Source organism: Mesorhizobium sp. RCAM 05104 (genome assembly GCF_059683645.1).
In genome coordinates, this window is record NZ_CM185033.1 from 1,133,357 (window position 1) to 1,159,118 (window position 25,762).

General features: G+C 63.5%; 25 protein-coding genes and 1 pseudogene. 15 read left to right on the plus strand and 11 right to left on the minus strand.

Annotation, left to right across the window (positions count from 1 at the left end):
- Positions 1-124: 124 nt before the first annotated feature.
- The 5 genes from AC56QP_RS05975 to AC56QP_RS05995 all read right to left on the minus strand — a co-directional run bounded on the left by AC56QP_RS05975 (position 125) and on the right by AC56QP_RS05995 (position 3,821).
- Positions 125-535 carry an RT0821/Lpp0805 family surface protein gene (locus AC56QP_RS05975; RefSeq protein WP_497109026.1) on the minus strand — a complete coding sequence of 137 codons (411 nt, stop codon included), beginning with the start codon at positions 533-535 and terminating at the stop codon, positions 125-127.
- Between the two features lie 218 nt (positions 536-753).
- On the minus strand, positions 754-2,187 hold the full coding sequence (locus AC56QP_RS05980; protein ID WP_489860525.1) for an ATP-binding protein: 1,434 nt from the start codon (positions 2,185-2,187) through the stop codon (positions 754-756).
- The gene (locus AC56QP_RS05985) at positions 2,171-2,836 is read right to left on the minus strand and encodes a response regulator transcription factor (RefSeq protein ID WP_023812809.1); all 666 of its coding nucleotides are present in this window, start codon (positions 2,834-2,836) and stop codon (positions 2,171-2,173) included. The genes AC56QP_RS05980 and AC56QP_RS05985 overlap by 17 nt, the downstream gene beginning before the upstream one ends.
- Before the next feature lie 108 nt (positions 2,837-2,944).
- The gene (locus AC56QP_RS05990) at positions 2,945-3,244 is read right to left on the minus strand and encodes a hypothetical protein (RefSeq protein ID WP_269903793.1); all 300 of its coding nucleotides are present in this window, start codon (positions 3,242-3,244) and stop codon (positions 2,945-2,947) included.
- A 169-nt stretch (positions 3,245-3,413) separates the two neighbouring features.
- Complete coding sequence (locus tag AC56QP_RS05995; protein WP_420107491.1) at positions 3,414-3,821, minus strand: DUF3168 domain-containing protein; 408 nt, start codon at positions 3,819-3,821, stop codon at positions 3,414-3,416.
- Positions 3,822-4,121: 300 nt separating this feature from the next.
- Between AC56QP_RS05995 and AC56QP_RS06000 the strand changes: the two genes are divergently transcribed.
- Positions 4,122-4,910 carry a 2-keto-4-pentenoate hydratase gene (locus tag AC56QP_RS06000; protein ID WP_489860524.1) on the plus strand — a complete coding sequence of 263 codons (789 nt, stop codon included), beginning with the start codon at positions 4,122-4,124 and terminating at the stop codon, positions 4,908-4,910.
- A 31-nt stretch (positions 4,911-4,941) separates the two neighbouring features.
- Here the strand turns inward: AC56QP_RS06000 and AC56QP_RS06005 are convergent, their stop codons facing one another.
- The 6 genes from AC56QP_RS06005 to AC56QP_RS06030 form a co-directional block, all read right to left on the minus strand.
- The gene (locus AC56QP_RS06005; protein WP_489860523.1) at positions 4,942-5,577 is read right to left on the minus strand and encodes a LysE family translocator; all 636 of its coding nucleotides are present in this window, start codon (positions 5,575-5,577) and stop codon (positions 4,942-4,944) included.
- Positions 5,578-5,790: 213 nt separating this feature from the next.
- Positions 5,791-6,597: an ABC transporter permease gene (locus AC56QP_RS06010; RefSeq protein WP_489860522.1), complete on the minus strand. Its 807-nt coding sequence runs from the start codon at positions 6,595-6,597 to the stop codon at positions 5,791-5,793.
- Complete coding sequence (locus AC56QP_RS06015; protein ID WP_489860521.1) at positions 6,597-7,430, minus strand: ABC transporter permease; 834 nt, start codon at positions 7,428-7,430, stop codon at positions 6,597-6,599. Before AC56QP_RS06015 ends, AC56QP_RS06010 begins: the two co-directional genes overlap by 1 nt.
- 26 nt (positions 7,431-7,456) lie before the next feature.
- Positions 7,457-8,572, minus strand: a complete 1,116-nt coding sequence (locus AC56QP_RS06020) for an ABC transporter substrate-binding protein (RefSeq protein ID WP_489860520.1) — start codon at positions 8,570-8,572, stop codon at positions 7,457-7,459.
- A 66-nt stretch (positions 8,573-8,638) separates the two neighbouring features.
- A complete protein-coding gene (locus AC56QP_RS06025) occupies positions 8,639-9,733 on the minus strand; it encodes an ABC transporter ATP-binding protein (RefSeq protein ID WP_489860519.1) in 1,095 nt (364 codons plus the stop codon).
- Positions 9,734-9,911: 178 nt separating this feature from the next.
- Positions 9,912-10,808 (minus strand): LysR substrate-binding domain-containing protein, encoded by an 897-nt coding sequence (locus AC56QP_RS06030; RefSeq protein WP_489860518.1) that lies wholly within the window; start codon positions 10,806-10,808, stop codon positions 9,912-9,914.
- Positions 10,809-10,883: 75 nt separating this feature from the next.
- On the opposite strand from AC56QP_RS06030, the gene AC56QP_RS06035 reads away from it, so the two are divergent.
- From AC56QP_RS06035 to AC56QP_RS06100, 14 genes and pseudogenes are all read left to right on the plus strand, one after another.
- A complete protein-coding gene (locus AC56QP_RS06035) occupies positions 10,884-12,530 on the plus strand; it encodes a zinc-binding metallopeptidase family protein (protein ID WP_489860517.1) in 1,647 nt (548 codons plus the stop codon).
- Positions 12,517-13,449 (plus strand): dimethylarginine dimethylaminohydrolase family protein, encoded by a 933-nt coding sequence (locus AC56QP_RS06040; protein ID WP_292158070.1) that lies wholly within the window; start codon positions 12,517-12,519, stop codon positions 13,447-13,449. Before AC56QP_RS06035 ends, AC56QP_RS06040 begins: the two co-directional genes overlap by 14 nt.
- A gap of 161 nt (positions 13,450-13,610) precedes the next feature.
- Positions 13,611-14,225 carry a cupin domain-containing protein gene (locus AC56QP_RS06045; protein ID WP_091577017.1) on the plus strand — a complete coding sequence of 205 codons (615 nt, stop codon included), beginning with the start codon at positions 13,611-13,613 and terminating at the stop codon, positions 14,223-14,225.
- A gap of 141 nt (positions 14,226-14,366) precedes the next feature.
- Positions 14,367-15,308: an ABC transporter substrate-binding protein gene (locus AC56QP_RS06050; protein ID WP_091577015.1), complete on the plus strand. Its 942-nt coding sequence runs from the start codon at positions 14,367-14,369 to the stop codon at positions 15,306-15,308.
- 93 nt (positions 15,309-15,401) lie between these two features.
- A pseudogene (locus AC56QP_RS06055) lies at positions 15,402-16,195 on the plus strand (ATP-binding cassette domain-containing protein).
- The gene (locus AC56QP_RS06060) at positions 16,192-17,211 is read left to right on the plus strand and encodes an ABC transporter permease (RefSeq protein ID WP_489860516.1); all 1,020 of its coding nucleotides are present in this window, start codon (positions 16,192-16,194) and stop codon (positions 17,209-17,211) included. The pseudogene AC56QP_RS06055 and the gene AC56QP_RS06060 overlap by 4 nt, the downstream one beginning before the upstream one ends.
- A 1-nt stretch (position 17,212) precedes the next feature.
- Positions 17,213-18,301, plus strand: a complete 1,089-nt coding sequence (locus AC56QP_RS06065) for a phosphotriesterase family protein (RefSeq protein WP_489860515.1) — start codon at positions 17,213-17,215, stop codon at positions 18,299-18,301.
- Between the two features lie 26 nt (positions 18,302-18,327).
- The gene (locus AC56QP_RS06070) at positions 18,328-19,098 is read left to right on the plus strand and encodes a glutamine amidotransferase (RefSeq protein ID WP_489860514.1); all 771 of its coding nucleotides are present in this window, start codon (positions 18,328-18,330) and stop codon (positions 19,096-19,098) included.
- A 2-nt stretch (positions 19,099-19,100) separates the two neighbouring features.
- The gene (locus tag AC56QP_RS06075) at positions 19,101-20,012 is read left to right on the plus strand and encodes a ribokinase (RefSeq protein WP_489860513.1); all 912 of its coding nucleotides are present in this window, start codon (positions 19,101-19,103) and stop codon (positions 20,010-20,012) included.
- A complete protein-coding gene (locus AC56QP_RS06080) occupies positions 20,009-20,857 on the plus strand; it encodes a BtpA/SgcQ family protein (RefSeq protein ID WP_489860512.1) in 849 nt (282 codons plus the stop codon). Before AC56QP_RS06075 ends, AC56QP_RS06080 begins: the two co-directional genes overlap by 4 nt.
- The gene (locus tag AC56QP_RS06085) at positions 20,854-22,098 is read left to right on the plus strand and encodes a Zn-dependent hydrolase (protein WP_489860511.1); all 1,245 of its coding nucleotides are present in this window, start codon (positions 20,854-20,856) and stop codon (positions 22,096-22,098) included. Before AC56QP_RS06080 ends, AC56QP_RS06085 begins: the two co-directional genes overlap by 4 nt.
- A gap of 251 nt (positions 22,099-22,349) precedes the next feature.
- The gene (locus tag AC56QP_RS06090; RefSeq protein ID WP_489860510.1) at positions 22,350-24,503 is read left to right on the plus strand and encodes a transglycosylase domain-containing protein; all 2,154 of its coding nucleotides are present in this window, start codon (positions 22,350-22,352) and stop codon (positions 24,501-24,503) included.
- A gap of 109 nt (positions 24,504-24,612) precedes the next feature.
- Positions 24,613-25,197, plus strand: a complete 585-nt coding sequence (locus tag AC56QP_RS06095) for a DUF1214 domain-containing protein (protein WP_489860509.1) — start codon at positions 24,613-24,615, stop codon at positions 25,195-25,197.
- Positions 25,190-25,759 carry a DUF1254 domain-containing protein gene (locus AC56QP_RS06100; RefSeq protein WP_489860508.1) on the plus strand — a complete coding sequence of 190 codons (570 nt, stop codon included), beginning with the start codon at positions 25,190-25,192 and terminating at the stop codon, positions 25,757-25,759. The genes AC56QP_RS06095 and AC56QP_RS06100 overlap by 8 nt, the downstream gene beginning before the upstream one ends.
- Positions 25,760-25,762 lie beyond the last annotated feature (3 nt).

Below are 25,762 nucleotides of genomic sequence, written 5' to 3' on the forward strand. Positions count from 1 at the left end.
TCTTCCAATAACGGCAGAGCCCGGCCCTGCCAACTCAGGCGTGCTGCGACGCTTTGACGGCAGGCGCGCCGCATGTCCTTGATCGACATCAATCGGCCGGATCCCAGCTGGACCCAACTGGTTGTCAGGTCAGCGGCGTCCAGCTGCCGTCGGCGTTGCGGCAGGCGGTTCCGCGCGCCGTGACCCCGGCCCCGCCGTTAAACACCGTCTGCGTGTACTGGCGGCAGTCCTGCGACCCGACGCGGTAGGGCTGGGCCGGGACGACCTCGCCATAACGCGAGGCCTGGGCGCCCTTCCACGTCACCTTCTGGCCACTGGTCGTATATTCGAGCGCCTTGTATTCAGCCTCGAGCGCACTGCGCTTCTCGGCATCGCTGAGGCCGGCGCCGATCGACCCGCCGATGAGACCGCCGCCCATCGCGGAAATGATCGTCGTGGTGACCTTGCCACCGCTGGCCGGAGGCGTCGCGGCGAGCGTCGGCGCGATGGTGGGGCCCTTGCCGCTCAGGGTGGTGCAGCCGGAAACGGCCAGCAATGCGGAAACGAGCGCGACGCGAGATCTTCATGCCAACAACCGGTTTTCTTGAGTTGGAGCCTGCCATGGATGAGCCGCGGGCCGCGTCATCGGAGAAGTCGGCGTGGCCATAGTATTGATATTTGTCGGAAATTTGGCCGGAGCCGGTCGCCGCGGAACAATCGACATGCCGCCGAGAGCATGCTCCGCCCGTCGATGTCGATTGACCCTGGAAAGCATCATTGAAGGCTCCGCAACCGCACCACCGCCTTCAATCCGCCCATGCCGGACCGTTCGAGCGCCAGAACGCCTCCATACTCGTTGACGAGGTCGGCGACAATGGCCAGCCCGAGACCTGTTCCGGGCTTCGTCTCGTCCAGGCGCCGTCCACGCTTCAGCGCGTCGCGCGCCTTGTCCTCGGGAATGCCAGGACCGTCGTCCTCGATGCCGATCTCGAACAGGCTGGCCGTATCATCCTTGCCCGTCAAAGGCACGACCGACACCGAGACGGCGCTCCTTGCCCATTTCATGGCGTTTTCAAGGAGATTGCCCAGCAGTTCCTCCAGGTCCTCGCGCTCGCCGGCGAAGACGATCTCGGTGGCCGGCAGCGACAATGACAAGCTCGTCTGCGGGTTGAGCTTCTGCAAAACCCGCACCATGCGCTGCACCAGCGGCGCCACCGGCGTGCGGTAGACGACGCTGTCGCGTTGCGCCGCGACACGGGCGCGCTGCAGATAGTGCTCCACCTGCTTCTGCATGGAGGCGGCCTGCTCGGCAATCAGCTGCCCCTTGGCGCCGCCAAGCGCCCGCCCCTCGTTGAGCAGCACCGCGAGCGGCGTCTTCAGCGAATGGGCGAGATTGCCGACCTGGGTTCGCGACCGCTCGACGATACGCCTGTTGTTTTCGATCAGCGCGTTGGTCTCGTTGGCGAGCGGCTCGATCTCGGCCGGAAAACGGCCATCGAGCCTGTGCGCGGTGCCTTCGCGCACCATGGCGAGGGCATTCCTGACCCTGCGCAGCGGCTGCAGGCCGAGCAGGATGGCGATCGCGTTGATGGCGATCATGCCGACGCCGAACAGGGAGAGATAGGTCAGCAGGCGGCGCTGGAAGGTGGAGATTTCCTGTTCGAGTTCGCTCTGGTTGCCCATGACGCGGAAGCGCGCGGCGCGGTTCTTGGCATCGAGAACGAATTCGCTCTCGAACACTTCGAGTTGCTGGCCGTCGACGTCTTCGGCCGCATAGCTGCGCTGGAAGCTGGAGTTGAAAGGCACCTCGGCGACGCTTGGCGAAGGGATCGTCCTGGTCATCGAAGACGAGTGAAGATCGCCATGCACGCCTTCCGAGGCAGGCTCCACAGACCAGTACCAGCCCGAATTCGGCTCCGAGAACCGGAGGTCGCCGAGGTCGGGCGCGCCGGTCAGCGCTCCCGTGTCGGAAATACCGACGGAGCCGATCAGGTTGAACAGATGCGCCGACAGCAGGCTGTCGAAGCCGCGTTCGCTGGCCTGGCGGTAGAGCGTGGTGATCAGGGTGAAAATGACGACAAGGGTCAGGATCGCCCAGACCGTGGAAAAGGCGATCACACGGAACGTCAGCGAACGCGGCCACAAACGCAGCGAAAGCGGCGTCCTTGCGAGTGGTTTGAGCGGTTCCGAGTTACGCCTCCGGCTCACGCATGCGGTAGCCCATGCCGCGCACGGTTTCGATCATGTCGATGCCCATCTTCTTGCGCAGCCGCCCGACAAACACCTCGATGGTGTTGGAATCGCGGTCGAAATCCTGGTCGTAGAGATGCTCGACCAGTTCGGTCCGCGAGACGACCTCGCCCATGTGGTGCATCAGGTAGGCAAGCAAGCGGAATTCGTGCGACGTCAGCTTCAGCGGCACGCCGTCGACATCGGCCTTCGATGCCTTGGTGTCGAGGCGCAGCGGCCCGCAGGTCAGTTCGGACGAGGCATGGCCGGCGGCGCGCCGGATCAAGGCCCTGAGCCTGGCCAGCACTTCCTCGATGTGGAACGGCTTGGTGACATAGTCATCGGCGCCGGCGTCGATGCCGGAGACCTTGTCGCTCCAGCGGTCACGCGCCGTCAGGATCAGCACCGGCATCTTGCGGCCGCCGCGACGCCAGCGCTCGACCACGCTGATGCCGTCCATTTGCGGCAGGCCGATATCGAGCACGACGGCGTCGTACGGCTCGGTGTCGCCGAGGAAATGGCCTTCCTCGCCGTCGAAGGCACGGTCGACGACATACCCGGCATCGACCAGCGCGTCCGATATCTGACGATTGAGATCCTTATCATCCTCGACGACGAGTACGCGCATGCGGAGTTCGATACCTGTTGAAGAATTGGGACAGACTGAAGAACTTGGCCAGATTGAAGGCTTGGGGCAGATATAGGCCGATTCCGGTGACCTGGGAAACGGCAGGGGTCAGTTCTGCGGAACGACGATTTCGGAGCGGCGCGGACGCTGACCGTCCTTGCCCGGGACGAGCACGACGATGACGCAGACCGGCTGACCGCCCCGGGTCGATTGCGAGGCCTTGGCCAGCGTCCCGCCATTCTGCTCGGCCACCTGCTGGCCAATCGCGTAGCAATCGGACGCCGCCAGCAGGATCGGGCTGGCCTGGTCGGGCGCGATGACCGGTATCGCCAGCGCCTGCGACGCAAACAGGCCGGCAGCACAGAGCGCCAGTGTCGCGGTTCGGAAGTGGGAGCGAAGCGTTTTCATGGTCGGCGTTGTAACGCATCGGTGCTGAACGTGAAATGAACAGTGAACGCCGCCAAGACCATGCCCGCTACCCCCTGAAACACGAGACAACCGATCGGAGATCGCCGCCCACCCGGCGAAATCCTGGAAACATCAGTCTAGACTCCGTTTCGATCATATTGAAAGCGTATCAGGCACTTTCCTGCGTCAACGCACGAAAGCGCAGCAGCCCGTGATGCACCAGCAGGTCCTCGTCGTAACGGGCCTCGGTGAATTCCAGCGACAACCGCGTCTGGCCACGAGGGCCAATCACCAGCGCCGCGTCGGCGAGGCGTGCCTTGATGGCGTCCATAATGGCAAGCGTCTCGGCCTCGCCATGGGCTTTCGACCAGACGTGCAGTGTGATCAACTGATCATCGCGGTTCTCGGCGCCTGTATCCCAGTCAAAGGCGCAGGTCTGGCCGCAAGTCACATACGGAAAGGCGACATTTCCGGTTGGACTTTCCAACAGCCCGGCGCCGCCCAGCAGCGCCGACAGCGATGCGTCGCCTTTCAGTCTCAGAAACAGTGCCTGCTGCAGATCGCCAGGTGCGGTCATCGTCCTTTTCCCCCAACCGTTGCGCTGCCGGCCATTGCTGCCTTGCCAGATATAGCCGTTCGCCACGCAGAGACGATAGCGATTCGTCATCGGCAGCATGAATGCCGATGATCTCGAAAATGCGATCCGACAGAGGGCAGCCCAGGCATGATGCCCGGCAGCGCAAGCGCAAACGTGGACTCTCGATTCCTGGTCACCTATCCTTGCCCCATATGGACGGGGTCCCTGGAACGGTCCTTGCAGGTTTGATCCACGAAGCGACGGCCAGCCGAGCGGCTTCTTTGATTTACGGAGTGGATAATGGCCGATCCAGAGAAGGCCAAGGCCGCGTCCCGGTTGTTGGTAAGCCATTGGGATAACGGCACCCGTCTCGGCGCCATACCGCAGGAGTTGCGGCCACAGACGCGGATCGAAGGTTATATTATCCAGTCGTATGTGATGGATCGCTCGGCGGCTCCGCTTTTCGGCTGGAAGATTGCCGCGACCAGCCTGGCCGGACAAAGGCACATCAACGTCGACGGTCCGATGGCCGGGCGTCTGCTTGCCGAAAAGGCGGTCGAGGTTGGCGCCGCCGTTTCCCTGGCGACGAGCAAGATGCGCGTGGCCGAGATCGAATTCGCTTTCCGCTTCGGCAGCCAACTGCCGCCGCGTTCTGCGCCCTATGAAATCGCCGAGGTGATGGATGCCGTGGCCACCTTGCACCCGGCGATTGAGATTCCGGACTCACGCTATGACGATTTCTGCGCCGTTGGCGCGCCGCAGCTCATAGCCGACAACGCCTGTGCCAATCTGTTTGTCATCGGCGAGGCTGTAGAAGACGATTGGCGCGACGTGGATCTCGCGAAGCACCCGGTGGTCGCCTTCGTTTCCGGAAAGTCGCAGTATCACGGCACCGGGGCAGCTGTATTGGGCGACCCTCGTATTGCGCTCACATGGATCGTCAACGAACTGTCGGGCCTGGGCATAGCGCTCCAGCCGGGACAAGTGGTGATTACAGGCACTTGTGTGACGCCGATAAGCGTCGAGGCCGGCGACGAAGTCACTGGCGATCTAGGCAGGTTTGGCCGCGTCTCGGTGAGATTTGTCTGAATTCGCTCCGTGCTGCCTGACGCAACGCGGTTCAGAAATGGCCAACGGATTGCAGGATCAGAACGCCTGAAAGACCGAGCAAGGCGAAGCCATAGAGCCGGTCGATCCACACTGCGTTCGGGCCGGCCAACAGCTTGACTGCCCGTGAGCCAAGCGTGGCGTAAAGCATCAGGACGAAAACATCCGACACAGCAATAATAACGGCCAGAACCGCGTATTGCATCGCGATTGGCTCGTTCGTGTCGACAAAGGCCGGGAGGATGGCTGGAAAGAGCAGCCATGCCCCGGGATTTGTGATTGCCACCACGAAACAACGCAGGATCAGTGCCCTGGCCGAGTGAACCTTGTCCGGAAAGCCTGGGTCGAGTGCATATCGGGCCGCGGTGGAGGTGCGAAGCGCGCCAACGGCGATGAAAAGCAGATAGAGGGCGCCGACCATCCTGACAGCTGAGAGGTAGAATTCCGAAGCCACCAGAAGCGCTCCGAAGCCGAGCCCCACCACGCAGATAAGGACGAAGTCCGAGAGCACCACGCCGGCCATGCCAAAGAAGGCGTGCCTGACCCCGTAGCGTGACCCGTTGGTAATGGCGAGCACGACATCCGGCCCTGGAACCGCCATCCCGAGCACCGATATCAAGGCAAATGTCACCAGCGGCAGGTTTTCCATGGCGCTGGATAGTGTGCCGGAGGCACACCTTCCGTAACGTCCTTCACATAGCGGTTGGGACTGTCGAGGATTTCCGCATGAACCGAACGCGTTACGGTTGGACGGCTTCGTCTAGAGCGGTTCATCGTTTCACGGAAACGCCGAACCGCTCTAACTCTTTGTTTTGACGCAATTCCGGACGGAAAACCGTTTCACACTTTTCCTGGAATTGCTCTAATGCGCCCCGCGTTGCCTGACGACGATGCTGCGCACGGCAAGCACCAGCACGGTGATGATGATCAGTATCACCGACAGCGCCGCGATCGCCGGATCGATGTTGTCGCGCAGGCCCATCCACATCAGCCTTGGCAGCGTGATGGCATTGACCGAGGTGATGAACAGCGTGACGCCGATCTCTTCCCAGGACAGCACGAAGGACAGCAACGCCGCGGTGATGATGCCGAACTTGATGTTGGGCATGATGATGCGGGTGGCGCGCTCCCAGACCGTTGCGCCGAGGCCGCGCGCGGCGAGGTCGATGCGGCGGTCGAGCTGGCTGAGCGAGACCAGGATCAGAACCGTGGCGAAGGGCACGGTCATCACCGAATGCGCCATGGCGACGCCGAGCCAGGTGTCGTAGCCGAAGAACGAGCTGACGCCTGAGATCGAGGTCAACAGGAAGTAGAGCGTGATCGCCGACACCACCGGCGGCACCACCATCGGCAACAGCACGAAGCCGACAAGGGCCGCCGTGAAGCGCGGCTGGAACATCCATACGCCGAGGCTGAAGCAGAGTGCGAGCACGGTTGAGAAGGCGCTGCTCACGACGCCGATGCGGATCGAGAGCAGGATGGAATCGATCCAGCGCGGATCCTCGATCAGTGCCCGGTAATGGCGCAGCGACAGTTCACCCGATGGCATCGCCAGCATGCGGCTTGGCGTCAGCGACACCGGGATGACGGCGAGCAGCGGCATCAGCAGGAACAATGCCACCAAGGTGGCGATGATCAGCGAGACGGGACCGGGGCGATAGGTCGGCATCAGATCAACTGCTTCGGTCTGACATAGCGGAACAAGATCGCCATCAGCGCGCCGACGAACAGCACCAGCACGACGCTGATCGCCGCCCCCAGACCCCAGTCCGGGCTCTGGAAAATTCTGAGATAGATCAGCTCGGCGATCATCACGCTGCGGCCGCCCCCGAGGATCGCCGGCGTGACGAAGAAGCCAAGCGAGAAGACGAACACGATCATCGCGGCGCCGATGATGCCCGATCGCGTCATCGGCACGAACACCGACCAGAAGGTGCGCATGCGGCTGGAGCCGAGGCCACGCGCGGCCAGAAGCACACGGTCGTCGAGGCTGCGCATGGCCGATGCCAGCGGGAAGACGGCGAACGGAATGAGGAAATGCGTCATGCCGACGATGACGCCGAACTCGTTGCGCACCAGCGCCAGCGGTTCGGAGATGAAGCCGATCGCCTGCAGCCAGGTGTTGATCAGGCCGCGATTGGACAACAGCGCCACCCAGCCGAAGGCGCGCGTCAGCACTGAAATCCAGAATGGCACCAGAATGCAGAACTCGGCGACAAGCCTTTGCGCCGGGGTTCCGCGCACCCAGACGACGGTTATGGCGTAGGCAGCGGCCACCGAAACCAATGTGACGATGGCGGCGATGCGCAGCGTGCGGATGAACACCGACTGCACCAGATCATCGGTCAGCAACGCGTTGTACTGGCCGAGCCCCGGCGTCGGCAGCGTGAAGCTCCACTTGACGACACCGAGGAACGGCCAAGCATAGGCCAGCACGAGAAAGAGGAGCAGCGGCGCCATCAACAGCGCCGCCCCCATCCTGTCGGAGAGATATGCTCTCATCTGGACCCGATTATCCCCGGCCTTGGTCAGGCGGAGATGATCTTGGTGTATTCGTCGAGCGCCGCCCCGTAGTTCTTGGCGTACCAGTCCATGTCGAGCGCGATCTGCTTCTTCATGTTCTCGGGGTCAACCGGGTTGATGCGCTTCTTGTCGGCGGGGATCAGCGCATCGGCGGCTGGGTTGGCCGGGCCCTGGCCGAGCTTGTCGAACATGACCAGCTGTTTCTGCGGGTCCTGGGCGCTGGCGATGAACTTCATCGCCGCGTCCTTGCCGCCCGGATTGCCCTTGAGCACGGCAAGCGCACCGGGCGAGATCAGGCCCTGGTCCCAGATGAACTTGATCTTGCCGCCCGAGTCCTGCTCGATCAGCGAGGCGCGGGTCGACCAGACGATGGCCATCGAGGCTTCGCCATTGAGCAGCACGCTCTGGCTCTCGGCACCGCCGCCCCAATAGGCGACGACATTTTCCTTGAAGGCTGCGATCTTGTCATGCGCGCGCTTGAGATCGAGCGGGTAGAGCGAAGCCGGCGCGATGCCGTCGGCCAGAAGGGCGGCTTCCCAGCTCGACACGCCCCATTTGTAGAGCGAGCGCTTGCCGGGGAATTTCTTCACGTCGAAGAAATCGGCCATCCCGGTCGGGGCGTCCTTGCCGTATTTCTCGGAATCATAGGCGATGACGTAGGAGAAGAAATAGGTCGAGGCGGCATAGTCCCAGCCGAAGCCGGGGCGCATCTTCTTCTTGTCGACGATGTTGTAGTCGATCGGCTCAAGCATGCCTTGCGCACCGAGCGTGATCGCCGAGAACGGATCGACGTCGACGAGATCCCAGGTCGGCGCGCCGCTCTTGAACTGCGCGGCGATGGCGCCTTCGGTCGGACCCGATCCGTCCATCTTGACGGTGATGCCGGTGTCCTTGGTGAAGGCCTGGCCATAGGCGGCGTCATAGGCGGTGATGGCGTCGCCGCCCCAGTTGACCAGCACCAGTTCCTTCGCCGCGGCAAAGGCTCCGGTCGAGCGCAGCAGCATCGGCGTGCCGGCGAGCACGAGTGCCGCCAGCTGCGTGAATTGCCGGCGCGAAATCTCGCCGCGACCTGCCCTGGCGGACAGGCTCTCGATGGCTTGTTTGTTGGTATCGTGTGTCATGTCAGTTCCCCTTGTTGTCGTTGATCGTTCCGGAAGCCTGCGTGGCGGATTGGGTCACGCAGGCGGTCATTGTCCTCCGTCCGGAAGGAGGAAACCCTTTTCCGCCGGCCAGGTCAGCCAGACGGAATTGCCCTTGCTCAGCGCCGCCGCCGCGACCTCGTTCGGCACAGAGACGGTGACCTTCGCGCCCTGGCGCGTCGTCAGGTCGAGCTTGGTGGCCGCGCCCAGATAGGTCGACGCGATGGCGGTCGCGGCAATGCCGTTCTCGCCAACGGCCGCCTCTCGCGCGATCGACATGTGTTCGGGCCGGATCGCCAGGATGGCGTCGCCACGGACTTTCTCGGCCTTGCAGTGCATGTTGACCGCGCGGTCTTCGCAAAGGCCGGTCGAGCCACCGTCGGCGGGCTTGACCCCCTTCAGTGGCAGCATGTTGATCTCGCCGAGGAACTCGGCGACGAAGCGGTTGTCCGGCCGGTCGTAGACCTCGTCGGGCGCGCCGACCTGCAGCAGTTTGCCGTGGTTGAAGATGGCGACGCGCGAGGATAGCGCCAGCGCCTCGCTCTGGTCGTGGGTCACGAAGACGAAGGTGGTGCCGGTCTCCTGGTGCAGGCGCTTCATCTCGGCCTGCATCTGGCCGCGCAGGCCCTTGTCGAGCGCCGAGAACGGCTCGTCGAGCAGGAGCACGCCCGGCTCGAACACCAGCGCCCTGGCAAGCGCCACGCGCTGCTGCTGACCACCGGAGAGTTGCGCCGGCAACTTCTTCTCGTGGCCTACCAGCCCGACGCGCTCGATCATCTCGCCGACACGGCGCTTGATGTCGGCCGCCGATTTCTTGCGTACCTTGAGCGGAAAGGCGATGTTGGCTTCGACGCTCATATGCGGGAACAGCGCATAACCCTGGAACACCATGCCGGCTGCACGCTGTTCGGCCGGACGATCGGTGATGTCGATGCCGTCGCTGAACAGGCGACCGTCGCTCGGCTGCACGAAGCCTGCGAGGATCATCAGGAAGGTGGTCTTGCCCGAGCCGGAGGGCCCGAGCAGGGTCAGGAACTCGCCGCGGCCGATATTGAGCGACAGATTGTCCAGCGCTCGGAACGAGCCGAAGCTCTTGCCGATCCCGATTGCCTTTATCTCTGCGGCCCGGCCGGGTTGCTGCATCCTGCCTCTTCCTCAGTCCCGGGTGAAATCGTAGGCAGGGTGGAGGTTCACCGCAACCGAATAGTTTTCGCCTGATCGGCAAATTTGATTCACGTCTGGCGGTTTTGGGTGCTCCGTTGGAGCGGCTGATTTCCCTTTCGCGGGTGAGATCGGCAGCTTTGGTGTCCCGCAGACTTTCTCAATACGTCGCCAGCCTGTTCTCCAACAGCTTTGCCCTTAGCCAGTCGCTGAAGGCATTGAGCACGGGATGGCTGGCCTTGGCATGCTCGAAGACCAGGAAATAGGAGCGTGGCGAGGGGACCGAAGCTTCAAACGGCTTGACCAGCCGACCCTCGCTCAGCGCGCGGCGACCGGTCAGCTCGTCGCCCATGGCAATACCCTGTCCGGCGACCGCCGCCGAAAAGACGAGGTTCATGTCGGAAAAGAAGATACCGCCTTCGGTATCGGGATTCTCCACCTTTGACAGCGCCAGCCAGCGCGCCCAGTCCTCGGTGTCGCCGAGATGGAGCAGATTGGCGCGCAATACGTCGGCGGGTTTGGAAAATCCACCCACCTTGTTGAGCAGTGTCGGGCTGCAGAGCGGCGTGAAGGAGACTTCGCAGAGCAGCTCCACCGCCCTGTTCGGCCAGTTGCCAACGCCAAAGGCGATGAAGGCGTCGGCCTCCGGATTGCTGACATCGTCGAGGCGGCGAGGCGTCAAGATCGAGAGCGCCACGTCCCGATACATTTGCTGGAACTCACCGATATGGCTGCACAGGAACATCGAGGCGAAGCCCGGTGGGCAGGAAATGGCGAAGGAACCACCGACGCCGGCGCCGCTATTTTGCGCTCCCGCGTCGCCGAGCACGGTAAGCGCCTTCCTGACATCGGCTGCGTAGCGCTGGCCGCGCGGCGTCAGCGCCACCCCTTTTCCAATGCGCTGCAGGAGATCGAAGCCGAGATCGCGCTCCAACAGCCGCAACTGGTGGCTCACCGCGCTACGGGTGAGATGCAGTTCGTCGGCGGCGCGCCAGACGCTGCCATGGCGGGCGAAACTGTCGAGGGCGCGCAGCGCCTGGGTGGAGGGAATTCTCAAGAGGTGAACCGAATTTGCACGAACCGGGAAAACATATCACTTTTTGGCGAAGCGCTTCACTGCTTTCTTTGAGGCATGGACAAACCGGTGACGACATCGGCGCAAGCGACCGCACTTGCCTGCCTCGACGGCATCCAGCCGCTGCTGTCGGCGTGGACGCGCACCATTTTCGATTTCGGCGAGACTGCATGGCGCGAGTATCAATCCGCTGCCTGGTATGTGGAGCGATTGAAGCGCGAAGGCTTTGTCGTCGAGGAAGGCTCCGGCGGCATGCCGACTGCGTTCTGCGCCCACTGGACAAATGGCGCCGGGCCGACCATCGGTATGTATGCCGAATATGACGCGGTGCCCGGCAACTGCCAGGACGCTGCGACCGTGAAGCAGCCTCGGCCCGGCCTTGGTTTTGAAGCGGGCGGCCACACCGATCCGCATTCGGGATTGGGCATGGCGAGCCTCGGCGGCCTGCTCGCCACAAAGGCGGCGATGCAGCGGCATGGCATTGCAGGCACCCTGCGTTTCACCGGCGAGCCGGCCGAGAAGGTACGCGGCTCGAAGCCGATCCATGCCGCCAAGGGCTATTATGACGGCCTTGCCGGCATGATCTCGTTCCACCCTTTCTACATGCTCCCGCTCTGCAACACGGCGCGCTGGGACACGCATTGCGGCGCGGCCTACGCAATGATCTACCGCTTCATCTGCGATGAACCAGAGAGTTGGGCGCGAGCGGCGGGGGACAGCGCGCCGATCCCGCAAGCGCATTCGGCGGTCAGGGCGCCCGGTGCCAACGACGCGCTCATGATGATGTACATGGCCTCCAAGGCGCTGCGCGATTCCATGCTGCCACACCAGGGCGGCTGGTCGATCAGCGAGGCGATCCTGACCGCTGGGCAGGCAACCGCCGACAATCTGCCGGCGGGTCTGGCCGAGATCCAGTACATGATCCGCGTGCCGACGCTCGCCTTGGCCGAACAGGTCACCGCCGTGCTCGATCGCAATGCGCAGGCGGCTGCCGGCATGAGCGGCTGCCGGACCGAGCGGCATTGGGTGTCGAAGTCGCGGCCCGGTCTCGCCAACCACGCCATGGCCGAGATCGCCTATGGAGCGCTAACAACGGTCGGGCCGCCGCATTGGGACGAAGCCGCCAAGGCGATCGCCCGCGAAATCCAGGTCAATGCCGGCGGCACGGCGACCGAAAACCCGTTCATCGACGAGCTGGAGCGGCTGATCGAACCAAAGGAAGCGGAAGCCATCCTGCGCCGCGACCTGCCGCCATCGCAGGTCAATTCGACCTCGGACGACTATACTGATATGAGCTGGCATGCGCCGACGGCGCGTTTCTACGTCGCGCGTCCGGCACTGCGCTCGGCAAGCGGCCTCCCCTATCCGGCCTGGGTGATGAATGCTCTGGGCGGCATTTCGGCAACGATCGATCCGATGGTCCTTTGCGCTGCCAAGACGGTCGCGCTGGCGGCACTTCGCCTGCTCGAGGACAAGGCCGCCCGCGATGCGGCAATGGACGAGTTCGTCACCCGCACCGGCGGCGGTGTCGGCGGCGCGAACTGGATCGCGCCGCTTTGCGACTACGAGCCGCCGATCAACTTCCGCTGGCCGGAATATGTCACCACCGCGCGCGGGCGCGACTGGTGGATCCCCAGCAATCAATCATCAAGCAATCAATCACCCCAAGCCGCGCCACTAGGAGAACCCCATGACCGTTCATGACCGCATTGTCGCAGAACCGTTTTCGCTGCAGCGCCGCAACCCGGCCGGCGGCACCAAGCCGCTGACCGCCTGGGGCTTTGCCAACGAGACCGATGTCTTGACCGACGTGCTGCTCGGCTCGCCCAATTTCCTGCGCCATCTGTCGACCAGTTCGCTGTCGCGCAAGCATCTGCGCGAGGCTCCCTGCAACGTCCAGATCGCGCAGGCGCAGCACAAGGATCTGGTCGCCGCCTACGAGCATTTCGGCGTCAACATCCATTGGCACGAGCCGACGCCGGAACTGCCGATGCAGGTCTACTCGCGCGATTCCAGCGTCATGACGCCGTATGGCGCCATCATCACCGCGATGGCCAACTGGTGGCGGCGCGGCGAGAATTACGCGGCGATCCGCACCTATGAGAAGCTAGGCATCCCGATCTACGACATGGTCACGGCCGGCACCTTCGAGGGCGGCGACTTTAATGTCATCGAGGACGGCGTCGTGCTGATCGGCTGCGGCGGCGCCCGCACCCAGGAAGAAGGCGCCCGGCAGGTGCAGGCCTGGTTCGACAAGGAGGGTTGGGAAACCCGCATCGCCTTCATCGACGAATATTACGTCCATATCGACCTGATGGTGGTGCCGATCGCCGAAAAGCTGACCGCCGTCTGCCTCGCCTGCACCGAGCCCGGCATCGTCGACTGGCTGAAGGGCAAGGGCCATGAGATCATCGATGTGCCGTTCCAGGACACGATGGCGCTCGGCTGCAACTTCATGTCGCTCGGCAAGGACCGGGTGATCGCGCCGACCTCCAGCCAGACGCTGATCGGCCAGCTCAAGGCGCGCGGTTTCGAGGTCGCGGCCGTCGACATGAGCGAAATCTCCAAGACCGGCGGCGGCATCCACTGCATGGCGCAGGCGCTGAAGCGCGAACCGGCCTGAGGGGCTGCCGCTCTCGCGAGTATTGAAAAGGCGGGCGCGGCGCCCCTGACTGGGTCCGTGGTTCCGATCCGACGCGTTGTCCGATTTTCATGAGGATGGACAACGCCCAGGATCGGTTTTACGAGTCAGCCCAGCCAGAGCGGAGATGTTCGCGCCCACCAATGAACAAGATTGATACCCACAACAGCAAGGGCGACGAGCGCTCGACCGCCACCAGCCTCTTGCGGCTCGGCACAAGGTTGAAGCTCTCCCGGCAGACGCGGGGCCTGACCCTGAAGGCGCTCGCCGCCGCCGCCAACTGCTCCGAAAGCCTGCTTTCCAAGGTCGAGAACGGCAAGGTCTCGCCCTCGCTTCCCATGCTTCACCGGCTTGTCGAGGTGCTCGGAACCAATATCGGCTGGATGTTCGAGGAGGCCGATGGCGAGGAAGGCATCGTCTTTCGGGCTGGAGCGCGGCCGCTGATCGCGCTCGATCCGCTTCGGCGCGGCGAAGGCATTTCGCTCGAGCGTGTCATCCCTTATTCGCCGGGCCATCTCCTGCAGTGCAACATCCACCATATCGAGGCGGGCGGTGAAAGCGCTGGCCCGATCCGGCATGCGGGCGAGGAGGTCGGCTATCTCTTGGAAGGCGCCATCGAATTGATGGTCGGTGAAAAGACGTTTCGCCTGTCCGCCGGCGATTCCTTCGTTTTCAACTCCGAACTGCCGCACTGGTACCGCAATGTCGGCGACGAACGCGCCAGCATTTTCTGGGTGAACACGCCGGCGACATTCTGATCAGGCCAGCCCCGTTTCCTCTCTCGTTGACGCTAATTCAAGTCACTTGACAAGAAATCAAGTATCTTGAATTATAACCTTGCGCTCAGCGCCAGGTGAGCCCGATCAAGGGCCTTTTCCGCAAAACCAAGGGGAACCGGAATGCGTCTTACCAAGATCCTTTCAGGCTGCGCCGCAGCCATCGCCATGACCCTCGCGCTCGGCTCTGCCTCGGCCATGGCCGAGACCTACGCGCTGGTCACCATCAACCAGCAGGCACTGTTCTTCAACCAGATCAATGACGGCGCCACCGCCGCGGCAAAGGCTGCCGGCGTCGACCTCGTCATCTTCAACGCCAACAACGTGCCGAGCGCGCAGAACGACGCGATCGAGAACTACATCACCCAGAAGGTCGACGGCATCATTCTCGTCGCCATCGATGTCAACGGCGTGAAGCCGGCGATCACCGCGGCCAAGGCCGCCGGCATTCCGGTCATTGCCATCGATGCGCAGATCCCCAATGGCGACAACGTCGCTTTCGTTGGCGTCGACAACACCAAGGCCGGCGAGGATATCGGCAAGTTCTACGCCGAATACGTCAAGACCAAGATGAACGGAACCGCCAAGATCGGCGTCGTCGGCGCGCTCAATTCGTTCATCCAGAACCAGCGCCTCGACGGCTTCAAGAAGGCCGTTACCGACAGCGGCCAGAAGGTCACTTTCCTCGACACGGTCGATGGTCAGAACGTGCAGGACGTCGCCCTGTCCGCCTCCGAAAACCTGATGACCGCCAATGCCGACATGACGACGCTTTACGCGACCGGCGAGCCGGCCCTGCTCGGCGCGGTTTCCGCCGTTACCAGCCAGGGCCGCACCGGCGACGTCAAGGTGTTCGGGTGGGACCTGACCAAGTCAGCGGTGCAAGGTCTCGAGGAGGGCTGGGTGATCGCCGTCGTCCAGCAGGATCCGGCCGGTGAAGGCAAGGCCGCCATCGAAGCCTTCGGCAAGCTCAAGAAGGGCGAGAAGATCGATCCGATCATCAATGTTCCGATCACCATCGTGACCAAGGAAAATGTCGGCCAGTTCAAGGACATGTTCAAGTAATATCCTCCCCAGACCGCCGGGCCGCGCATAGACCTGATGGGTTGCCGCGCGGCCCGGCGACCGATTGAACATGTCGCCTTGAGAACTGGAACCATGATGAGCGATGGCGAGACCTACCGCGTCAGGATGACCGGTATTTCCAAACGATACGGCCCTATCCAGACGTTGGACGATGTTTCGCTGAACCTGAAGCCCGGCGAGGTGCTTGGCCTGGTCGGCGACAATGGCGCCGGCAAATCCACCCTGAGCAAGGTTCTTTCCGGTGCGGTCATTCCGGATTCCGGCACCATCGAGATCGACGGCAAGGCCGTTTCCTTTTCATCGCCGGCGGATGCCCGCGCCGCACGGGTGGAGATGGTCTACCAGGACCTTTCGCTCTGCGACACGGTGGATGTGGCGGGCAATCTCTTCCTCGGCCGCGAACCGCGCCGCCACGTTCTCGGCGTCCCCTTTCTCGACAACAAGCGCATGCACGACGAGACGCGCAATATGCTCGACCGGCTCGGCATCGTGATCGCCGACACCAGGCTCAAGGTCGAAAACCTCTCCGGCGGCCAGCGCCAGTCGATCGCCATCGGCCGCGCCGCCTCCTTCGATCCGTCGGTGCTGATCATGGACGAACCGACGGCGGCCCTTGCGGTGGCGGAAGTCGAAGCGGTCCTGGAGCTTATCCGCGCCGTCAGCGCCCGTGGCGTCAGCGTCATCCTCATCACCCACCGGCTGCAGGACCTGTTCCTGGTCTGCGACCGCATCCAGGTCATGTACGAAGGCCGCAATGTCGCCGAACGCAGGATCGGCGACACCAGCAGGTCGTCAACCTGATCGTCGGCCGGAAATTCAACGCGCGTTCGGCGCGCGCCAGCCGCGATGAGGGGGTACAGCCATGAACGTCACCTCTCCGTCCGCCGATATTGGCGCATCGCCGTCCAGACGCCCCCGCAAGGGCAGTTGGAAGGATGTGGCGATAGCCAATGGCAGCGTCGTCTCCATTGCGCTGTTCTTCATCGTCGTCTGCGTGGTGTTCTCACTGATCACCGGCTCTTTCCTGACAACACCCAATCTGCTCAACATCGTGCGCCAGTCGGCGCCGCTGCTGATCGTCGCGGCAGCCATGACCTTCGTCATCACCACCGGCGGCATCGATCTCTCGGTCGGTTCCGTGCTGGCGCTGACGGCGACGCTGTCGGCCGTCTTGCTGCAGGCTGGCCTGCCGTGGCCGCTGGTCGTCATCGCCATGCTGGCGCTTGGAGCCGCGATCGGCGCATTGCAAGGCTTCTTTATTGCCTATGAACGGATACCGGCCTTCATCGTCACGCTTGCCGGTCTCTCCGTCATCCGCGGCGTGGCGCTGCTGATCACAGGCGGCTATTCGATCCCCGTGGAGCCGACCAGCTTCTTCGTCAACATCGGCAGGGCGTGGTTCCTCGGGGTGCCGGTACCGGCGCTGCTCGCCCTTGCCGTCCTGATCGTCGCCTATCTCGCTTTCAACCAGACGCCGTTCGGCCGCTATGTGACCGGCATCGGGGCCAATGCCGAGGCCGTGCGCCGCGCCGGTGTCGATACGCGCTTCATGACGCTCTTCGTCTATATCCTGTCGGGCATGGCGGCTGCGTCGGCCGGCATCATTCTCGCGGCCCGGCTCGGTTCCGGCTCATCCAATGCCGGCCAGGGCTTCGAACTCGATGTCATCGCCGCCGTGGTGCTTGGCGGCACCAGCCTGTTCGGCGGGCGCGGCACGATCATCGGCACCGTGCTCGGCGCGTTGACCGTCGCGGTCATCGGCAACGGCCTGATCCTGGCGCATATGTCGCCCTTCCTGACGCCGATCGTCACCGGCACAATCATCCTCGTTGCCATCTGGCTGAATTTCCGCCTGTTCAAGGGCGCTGCGCGGAGCCGCTGACATGGATCATCTGTTCGACGACAAGCCTAGGGAACGGGCGCCGATCGGTGTTCGCTCCGGCACCGTGATGACCGTTACCGGCCCGGTCGCGATCGCCGACATGGGCGTGACGCTGATGCACGAACATATCCTGCTCGATGGCGCGACATCGTGGAAATGCCCCTGTCATCCCGACGAGAGGAGGATCGCCGAGCAGCCGGTCAGCATGGAGATCATCGGCGAGCTGCGGATGAACCCCTACATGAACCGCGACAACGTCTCGCTCGACGACAGCGACCTGGCGCTTTCGGAACTGGCGAAATACCGCGCGCTCGGCGGCCATACCGTGGTCGATGCGACCAATATCGGCATTGGCCGCGATCCGGTGAAGCTGGCGCGCATCGCCCGCGCCTCGGGACTGCGGATCGTCATGGGCACGGGCTTCTATCTGCAGCACACCCACCCTGACTGGCTGAAAGCGATGGACGTCGACGACGTCACCGAATTCCTGGTCAACGATGTCGGCGGCGGGTCGACGCAGCCCGAAATCATGGCCGGTATCATCGGCGAGGTCGGTGTCAGCAAGGATTTCACCGACGAGGAGCGGAAGTCGCTGCGGGCTTCGGCGCGCGCGGCCAAAATCACCGGCGTACCGCTGACCATCCATCTGCCCGGCTGGGAACGGCTGGCGCATGACGTGCTTGACGTGGTGGAGGCGGAACGCGCCGATCTCCGCCATACGGTGCTTTGCCATATGAACCCGAGCCACAACGATCTGGCTTACCAGAGAAGCCTTGCCGAGCGTGGCGCCTTCCTGGAATACGACATGATCGGCATGGATTTCTATTATGCCGACCAGGACGCGCAATCGCCTTCCGACGAGCAGAATGCGCAGGCGATCCGCTCGCTGATCGACATGGGGCTGGTCGACCGGATTCTGCTGTCGCAGGACGTCTTCTTGAAGATCATGCTGACGCGCTTCGGCGGCTTTGGCTACGGCTTCATCCTCAAGCATTTCGTGCCGAGGCTGAAGCGCCATGGTGTCGAGCAGTCGGCAATCGACCGCATGCTCATCGACAATCCAAAGACCGTGTTCGCCGATGGCCTCTGAGCCACAAAAGCAATAAGGGAGTTTACATGTCCAGGAAGAAGGTTCTTCTCGCAGGCGAGTCCTGGGTCTCGACCGCGACCCACATCAAGGGCTTCGACCAGTTTCCGACCGTGACCTATCACACCGGGGCCGATGAACTGCTGGCAGCGCTGAAGGACAGTCTGTTCGACGTCACTTTCATGCCGGCGCATGAGGCGCAGCGGAATTTCCCCCAGACCATGGAGACGCTTTCGGCGTATGACGCCGTCGTGCTTTCCGATCTTGGCGCCAACACGCTGCTGCTTCACCCCGACACCTGGGTCCACTCCAAACCGACGCCGAACCGGCTGCGCCTGTTGCGCGACTATGTCGGCAATGGCGGCGGCCTGTTGATGTTCGGCGGCTATTACAGCTTCCAGGGCATCAATGGCGGCGCACGCTATCACAAGACGCCGGTCGAGGACGTCCTGCCGGTCACGTGCCTGCCGGTGGACGACCGCGTCGAGGTTCCGGAAGGCTATGCGCCGGTCGTTGTCGGTCCACAGAACCATCCAGTCCTCAAGGGCTTGGGCAAGGATTGGCCGATCCTGCTCGGCTTCAACGAGGTCGTCGTCAAGGACGGTGCTGAGGTTCTCGCCACCGTATCCTCCGACTATCGTTCGCTGCCGCTGCTGGTGACCGGCAAATATGGCAAGGGCCGCACTGTCGCCTGGACCTCGGATGTCGGCCCGCACTGGCTGCCGCCGGGCTTCATCGCCTGGAATGGCTACAAGACACTGTTCGAACAGATGCTGGGTTGGGCAACAGCCAGGGATTAGCCATGCGCGTCCATGTTGTCGGCAATGTCTGCGTCGATACGACGTTTCGGCTGGACCGGTTTCCGCAACCAGGCGAAACGCTGAACGCATCGGAACATGCCGACGGACTTGGCGGCAAGGGTGCGAACCAGGCGGCCGCCGCGGGGCGCACCGGAGCCGATGTCCGCTTCCATGCCGCGATCGGCAACGATGCCGCCGGAGCATGGATAAGGGAGCAGCTGAGCCGCGACCTCGACGCCAGCCATCTGACGATGCTGTCGTTGCCCAGCGACCGATCGACGGTCATGGTCGATGCGCGGGGCGAGAACCTCATCGTTACCGGCGCCAGTTGCGCTGCCGCCTTCGATCCGCTGGCAGACGGTGGTTTTGTCCGATCGGTCGAACACGGCGACATCGTGGTGATGCAGGGCAATCTGGATCCGGATGTAACGACAGCTTGCCTGCGGGCGGCACGCGGCGCGGGAGCCATGACGATCTTCAATCCGAGCCCGCTTGCTGCCGGTCGTGTACCCAGTTTGAGCGACGTCAGCCTCGCTATCGTCAATGCGGGCGAAGCCGAGCAACTGACCGGAGCCAGTGATCCTGCCGCGGCAACTCGCGAATTGATCCGTCAAGGTGCCGCCGCCGCGATCGTGACGCTTGGCGCGGGTGGCTGCCTGGTTGCCGATGGCGAAGCACGGATCGACCGGATCGCGGCGCCCAGGGTGTCCGTGCTAGACACCAGCGGCGCCGGCGATGTCTTTTGCGGCTGCCTCGCCGGCTGCCTTGCGGCCGCTATCGACCTCGCCGCGGCGGCGCGGATCGCGGTACGCGCCGCGGCCATCTCGGTCGGACGCGCCGGCACTCTCGAATCCTGCCCCGACAGGCGGGAGATGAAAACGCTCATGGAAACGACGGAAGCGGAAACCGCATGACAAAATCCCCCAAATCCATCGGCTCCAAACAGGTCGCGAACGACGCGCTGCAGTCGATCTTCGGCAGAAGCAAGGTGGTGATCGGCGTCGTTCACCTGGCACCCCTGCCGGGCGCGCCCCGTTACGATGGCGAAGCGGTCGAGGCCATCTACCAGCGCGGCCTCGACGACGCCAAAGCCTATCTCGATGGCGGTTGCGACGGCGTGATCGTCGAAAACCACGGCGACGTGCCGTTCGCCAAGCCGGATGACATCGGCCCCGAAACCTCCGCCTACATGGCGGTCGTCTCCGACCGCATCCGCCGAGAACTCGGCCGGCCGATCGGCATCAACGTGCTTGCCAATGCCTCCATCCCCGCACTGTCGATCGCCAGCGCCTCCGGTGCTTCCTTCGTCCGCGTCAATCAATGGGCCAACGCCTATGTCGCCAATGAGGGCTTTATCGAAGGCGAAGCGGCGCGCGCCATGCGCTTCCGCGCGAAACTTCGGGCCCACGGCATCCGCATCTTTGCCGATGCCCATGTCAAGCATGGCGCCCATGCGATCGTCGGCGACCGGCCGGTCGAGGAACAGGTCAAGGATCTGGTGTTTTTCGATGCCGATGCGGTGATCGCCACAGGCCAGCGCACCGGCCACGCCGCCGACCTCGGCTATATCAGGATGATCAAGGACGCCGCCGGACTTCCGACGCTTGTCGGCAGCGGTGTAACGCCCGACAATGCCAACGACATCCTCGACATTGTCGACGGCGTCATCGTCGCCAGCTCCCTGAAATATGACGGCGTCTGGTGGAACGAGGTCGATCCGCAACGGGTGAAGGCCTTCATACGCGGCCTCAATCGGTGACTTTGGTGCCGGAGATCAATGGCGAGCGGCTGCTTGGACGGCTCGACGCGTTCGCCCGGATCGGTGCGACGCCCGCCGGGGGTGTCAACCGGCAGGCGTTCAGCGTCGAGGATCGCAGCGCCCGGCGCCTGCTGGCGGAATTGGCGCTGGAACGCGGCTTCACGGTTTTTCAGGATGGCATCGCGAACCTCTTCATCCGCCGTGAGGGCTCGGATGCCACGCTGCCGCCGCTTCTGATCGGCAGCCACCTCGACAGCCAGCCGACCGGCGGGCGCTTCGATGGCGCGCTTGGCACGCTTTCCGCCTTCGAGGCGCTTGAGGCGCTGGAGGATGCGAAGGCTGAAACCAAAGCACCGGTCGAGGTCGTTGCCTGGGCCAATGAAGAGGGCAGCCGCTTCGCGCCGGGCGTCATGGGCTCGATGGCCTTCACCGGCGCCGATACCGCCGCATGGAAATCGATTGTCGGCAGCGACGGTGCGTCCCTGGCAACGGAGATCGAGACGACGATCGCCGCCTTGCCGGAGGCGAGCCTTCGTCCGACCGGCATGCCGATATCAGGCTATATCGAGCTGCATATCGAACAGGGACCCTCGCTCGAAAAGGAGCGGATGCCGATCGGTGTCGTGACCGCCGTCCAGGGCACGCGCTGGCTTGAAGTTTCCATTGAGGGCACTGCCGGCCACGCCGGTACGACCGGCCTTGCCTACCGCAGGGATCCGATGGTCGCCGCGATTGCCGCGATACACAGACTGCAGACGACGATCATGCCGCTCGACTCCAGCGCGCGACTGACGGTCGGGCGGATCGCCGCTCAGCCGGGATCGATCAACGCCATACCGCAATCCGTGAGCTTCACGGGAGACCTGCGGCATCCACAGCCGGAGCGGCTCGCTGCCATCGAGGCCGAAGTGCGCGAGGTTTGCGCGGCGGAGGCAGAGGCCCAGCATTGCACGGCAATGATCAAACGATCGTTCGACATGCCCGGGGCGGCATTCTCTCCCGATATGGTCAAAATCATCGAGGACGCCGCCAGATCGCTACGGCTGCCGCACAAGCAGATGATATCGGGCGCCTTCCATGATGCGCTGTTCCTCGCCCGGGTGGCGCCCGCCGCAATGATCTTCGTGCCGTGCCGTGACGGGCTGAGCCACAACGAGGCGGAATATGTGGAACCTGCCGACGCAGTCACCGGCGCGCGGGTTCTGCTGCAGGCGGCCATCGCGGCGGCCTCGCCGCGATGATCATTTAAAGCGCTGCCCCGGACAGGGTGATCGCGCTGACCTCAAGCCGCCAGATCAAGGTGCGTTGTTGTCCAGGCGGCGGCGGTCGCCATAAATGCTTCCCCTGCCCTGCCAGCCAACAAACCTTACAGCTGTGTCCTCGCCGCCCTTGTGGGTGTCCCCAAAATGGATGAATAGTCGAGACGGCGCGCCGCCCTGAAATTGCCGACTTGCGGTTTTCAGGTGAGGCGCCTTGCTCGCCGGGTTTTTGAATGGCCAGTCCTGAACCGCGCAAGAGAAGAGGTCCGATCGCCGCTTGGCTGCTGGCGCTCGACGCATGGATCGATTCCTCGCTCTACGAGATCGGTTTCAAGGCGCGCCAGTTCTGGGAAGCCGCCACGATCTTCTCGCGGCGTTTCCGCGTCTCCGGCTGGCGTCGCGGCATCATCGAATTGTTGAGCGAAGGCTTTACGCTGGGCGCCGGCGGCATTGTGGTCATGTTGGCGCTGGCCATCCCGGCTTTCCAGGACACCGCCGGCGACTGGCGCGCCCAGGGCGACTTCGCCGTCACCTTCCTCGACCGCTACGGCAACGAGATCGGCCAGCGCGGGATCATCCAGCGCGATTCGGTGCCGGTCGACGAGATGCCCGATCACGTCATCAAGGCGGTGCTCGCCACCGAGGATCGCCGCTTCTTCGATCACTACGGCATCGATGTTCTGGGTCTTTCGCGAGCGATATTCGAGAATGTGCGGGCCAACTCGGTTGTCCAGGGCGGTTCGAGCATCACCCAGCAGCTGGCCAAGAACCTGTTCCTCACCAATGAGCGCACGTTCGAGCGCAAGATCAAGGAAGCGTTCCTGTCGCTGTGGCTCGAGGCCAATCTGTCGAAAAAGGAAATCCTGCAGCTCTATCTCGACCGCGCCTATATGGGCGGCGGCACCTTCGGCATCGAAGCGGCCGCCGATTTCTATTTCGGCAAGAGCGTCAAGGACCTGAACCTCGCCGAGGCGGCAATGCTGGCCGGCCTGTTCAAGGCACCGACCAAATATGCTCCCCACATCAACCTTCCGGCCGCGCGTGCGCGCGCCAATGTGGTGCTGTCCAATCTTGTTGATTCCGGCTTCATGACGGAGGGCCAGGTGCTGCAGGCCCGGCTGCATCCCGCCGATGTGGTTGACCGAGGCGAGCAGAAGAGCCCCGACTATTTCCTCGACTGGGCGTTCGACGAGGTCAAGAAGATCGCCAAACCGGGGCAGCATTCGCTCGTTGCCCACACCACCTTCGACGCCAACATCCAGAAGGCGGCGGAAGAATCGGTCGAATTCCACCTGCGCCAGTTCGGCAAGGAGTACAACGTCACCGAGGGCGCGGTCGTCGTCATAGAAACCAACGGCGCGGTCAGGGCCATCGTCGGCGGCCGCGACTACGGCGCCAGCCAGTTCAACCGTGCCACCAAGGCGTTGCGCCAGACCGGCTCGTCGTTCAAACCCTATGTCTATGCAACCGCGATGGAACACGGCTTCACGCCCAACTCCATCATTTCCGGCGGCCCGATCAGCTGGGGCAACTGGTCGCCCCACAATTACAGTGGCGAATCGGCGGGCAACATCACCCTGATCATGGCGATGGCCAAATCGATCAATACCGTGCCGGTGCGGCTGGCCAAGGACCATCTCGGTATCGCGCCGATCAAGGCGATGGCCGAGGCGATGGGCGTGGAGTCGCCGCTCGAGGCACACAAGACGATGGTGCTCGGCACCTCAGGCATGACCGTGATGGACCAGGCAACGGGCTACAGCGTGTTCGCCCAGAACGGTTTCGTCGGCTCGCGGCACGGCATCACGCAGCTCGTCACCCGCACCGGCGACGTGGTCTACGACTTCGCCAAGGATGCGCCGCCGCCGCACCGGGTGCTGTCCGAGCAGGCGCTCAAATCGATGAATACCATGCTCGCCGCGGTGCCGGTGATGGGCACTGCGCGGCGGGCTCAAATTCCCAACATCGTCGTCGCCGGCAAGACCGGCACGACGCAGTCCTACCGCGACGCCTGGTTTGTCGGCTTCACTGGCAACTACACGGCGGCCGTATGGCTGGGAAATGACGATTTCACGCCGACCAAGAACATGACTGGCGGCTCGCTGCCGGCGATGGTGTGGCAGCGCCTGATGGTCTACGCGCACCAGAACATAGACCTCAAGCCGATCCCAGGCATCGACAAACCCTTCGTCGACGAGGAGGTCGCTGCCAAGGCCGAGGAAGCGCAGAAGAAGAGCGACGCGCAGGCGGCGGCCGATGCGGCCGCGGAACGGCCAGCGGTGCTGTCTAGCCGGACCACGCAGACATTGAGGGACATGACCAGGCTGTTCCAGTCGGCACCCATCCTCGGTGTATCGACATCGCCGGAGACGCTGTCGGCGCTGTGATATTGCCCGGCGAGCCTCGGTGGATTTGGGCAAATCCATCGGGCCGCTTGCCACAAGGCCCCGCGCCGCGATATCCCCGGGCGGCAACTTTTCGTGTCCCTGGCCCTTCATGCTCAAGAATGCTTTGCTGACGCTGCTTTCGCTTGCCATAGCCATCGGCGGCGGTGGCGGCAGCGTCTGGTATGCGCTCAAAATCCAGGATGGCGTCGGCGCAATCAGGATCGGCCAGTGGACGGCCTTTCCCGACATCGGCACGCCGTCCGCCGACCCCTATTCGAAGGCTCGCGTGGCGCGTGAAGGGGTCCTTGCGCTCGGCCGCGCCGAAGGGTTGTCCTTCGTCGCCGAGCGCGACGCGAGCGGCGGCGAACTCAAGCGCGAATGCACCTACAAGATCGAGGGCGGATTTCCGACGGCTCGGTTCTGGACGCTCTATGCCGCCGACCAGTCGCTCGGTGTGGTCGAAACCGGCAAACCGCGGCTTGCGGCGCTGCAATCCTATGGGGTGCTGCGCCAACCCGACAATTCGGTGATCATTTCCGCCAGCCATCACCCGATGCCGGGCAACTGGCTGCTGACCGACGGCTTTGGCAGAATGTATTTCGTGCTGACATTCTATGACACGCCGATCGCCAGCAGCACCGGCCTGTCGGACGTTTCGCTGCCGCGTATCGTGAAGGTCGGCTGCGATGCGTAGTTTATATGCCGCCATGCGCAGGCTTCTGCATGCCGTCCTGCTCGGCCTCGTCGGCGCCGGCATCGTGCACATCATCGTGCTGCTGCTGGTGCCTGAATTCTCCGAACGCGACGCCTGGTCGCGGCTGTCGATGGCCTCGGACCTCTACAAGATGACCCGGCTCGATGCCGAAGCCGGTGGCGCGCCGGTGGTGAAATCCGTCGACCCGCTGTTTTATGCCACGGCTTGCCGGTTCGACCTGGGCGAAGGGATGGTCCGCATCAAGGCGCCGGGACACGTCCCGTTCTGGTCGGTGTCGGTCTATGACCGCAGCGGCCACAACATCTATTCCCTCAACGACCACACGGCGACCGGCGGCGTGCTGGATGCCGTCGTGCTGACGCCGGCGCAGATGATCGACGTGCGCAAGGACCTTCCCGAGGACCTGCAGGGAGCGATCTTCGTCGAGGCGCCGATCGAGGAAGGCATCTTCGTCATCCGCGCTTTCGTGCCGGACGACAGCTGGAAGCCGATCGTGTCGCGCTTTTTCGAGCAGAGCTCCTGCGAGTTGCAGGACTTCTAGTGC

Bases quoted from the DNA above. Each gene is read 5' to 3' on its own strand.
- AC56QP_RS05985 (WP_023812809.1), bottom strand. From the start codon at position 2,836: ATGCGCGTACTCGTCGTCGAGGATGATAAGGATCTCAATCGTCAGATA.
- AC56QP_RS05990 (WP_269903793.1), bottom strand. From the start codon at position 3,244: ATGAAAACGCTTCGCTCCCACTTCCGAACCGCGACACTGGCGCTCTGT.
- AC56QP_RS05995 (WP_420107491.1), bottom strand. From the start codon at position 3,821: ATGACCGCACCTGGCGATCTGCAGCAGGCACTGTTTCTGAGACTGAAA.
- AC56QP_RS06000 (WP_489860524.1), top strand. From the start codon at position 4,122: ATGGCCGATCCAGAGAAGGCCAAGGCCGCGTCCCGGTTGTTGGTAAGC.
- AC56QP_RS06005 (WP_489860523.1), bottom strand. From the start codon at position 5,577: ATGGAAAACCTGCCGCTGGTGACATTTGCCTTGATATCGGTGCTCGGG.
- AC56QP_RS06010 (WP_489860522.1), bottom strand. From the start codon at position 6,597: ATGCCGACCTATCGCCCCGGTCCCGTCTCGCTGATCATCGCCACCTTG.
- AC56QP_RS06015 (WP_489860521.1), bottom strand. From the start codon at position 7,430: ATGAGAGCATATCTCTCCGACAGGATGGGGGCGGCGCTGTTGATGGCG.
- AC56QP_RS06020 (WP_489860520.1), bottom strand. From the start codon at position 8,572: ATGACACACGATACCAACAAACAAGCCATCGAGAGCCTGTCCGCCAGG.
- AC56QP_RS06025 (WP_489860519.1), bottom strand. From the start codon at position 9,733: ATGCAGCAACCCGGCCGGGCCGCAGAGATAAAGGCAATCGGGATCGGC.
- AC56QP_RS06035 (WP_489860517.1), top strand. From the start codon at position 10,884: ATGGACAAACCGGTGACGACATCGGCGCAAGCGACCGCACTTGCCTGC.
- AC56QP_RS06040 (WP_292158070.1), top strand. From the start codon at position 12,517: ATGACCGTTCATGACCGCATTGTCGCAGAACCGTTTTCGCTGCAGCGC.
- AC56QP_RS06045 (WP_091577017.1), top strand. From the start codon at position 13,611: ATGAACAAGATTGATACCCACAACAGCAAGGGCGACGAGCGCTCGACC.
- AC56QP_RS06050 (WP_091577015.1), top strand. From the start codon at position 14,367: ATGCGTCTTACCAAGATCCTTTCAGGCTGCGCCGCAGCCATCGCCATG.
- AC56QP_RS06060 (WP_489860516.1), top strand. From the start codon at position 16,192: ATGAACGTCACCTCTCCGTCCGCCGATATTGGCGCATCGCCGTCCAGA.
- AC56QP_RS06065 (WP_489860515.1), top strand. From the start codon at position 17,213: ATGGATCATCTGTTCGACGACAAGCCTAGGGAACGGGCGCCGATCGGT.
- AC56QP_RS06070 (WP_489860514.1), top strand. From the start codon at position 18,328: ATGTCCAGGAAGAAGGTTCTTCTCGCAGGCGAGTCCTGGGTCTCGACC.
- AC56QP_RS06075 (WP_489860513.1), top strand. From the start codon at position 19,101: ATGCGCGTCCATGTTGTCGGCAATGTCTGCGTCGATACGACGTTTCGG.
- AC56QP_RS06080 (WP_489860512.1), top strand. From the start codon at position 20,009: ATGACAAAATCCCCCAAATCCATCGGCTCCAAACAGGTCGCGAACGAC.
- AC56QP_RS06090 (WP_489860510.1), top strand. From the start codon at position 22,350: ATGGCCAGTCCTGAACCGCGCAAGAGAAGAGGTCCGATCGCCGCTTGG.
- AC56QP_RS06095 (WP_489860509.1), top strand. From the start codon at position 24,613: ATGCTCAAGAATGCTTTGCTGACGCTGCTTTCGCTTGCCATAGCCATC.
- AC56QP_RS06100 (WP_489860508.1), top strand. From the start codon at position 25,190: ATGCGTAGTTTATATGCCGCCATGCGCAGGCTTCTGCATGCCGTCCTG.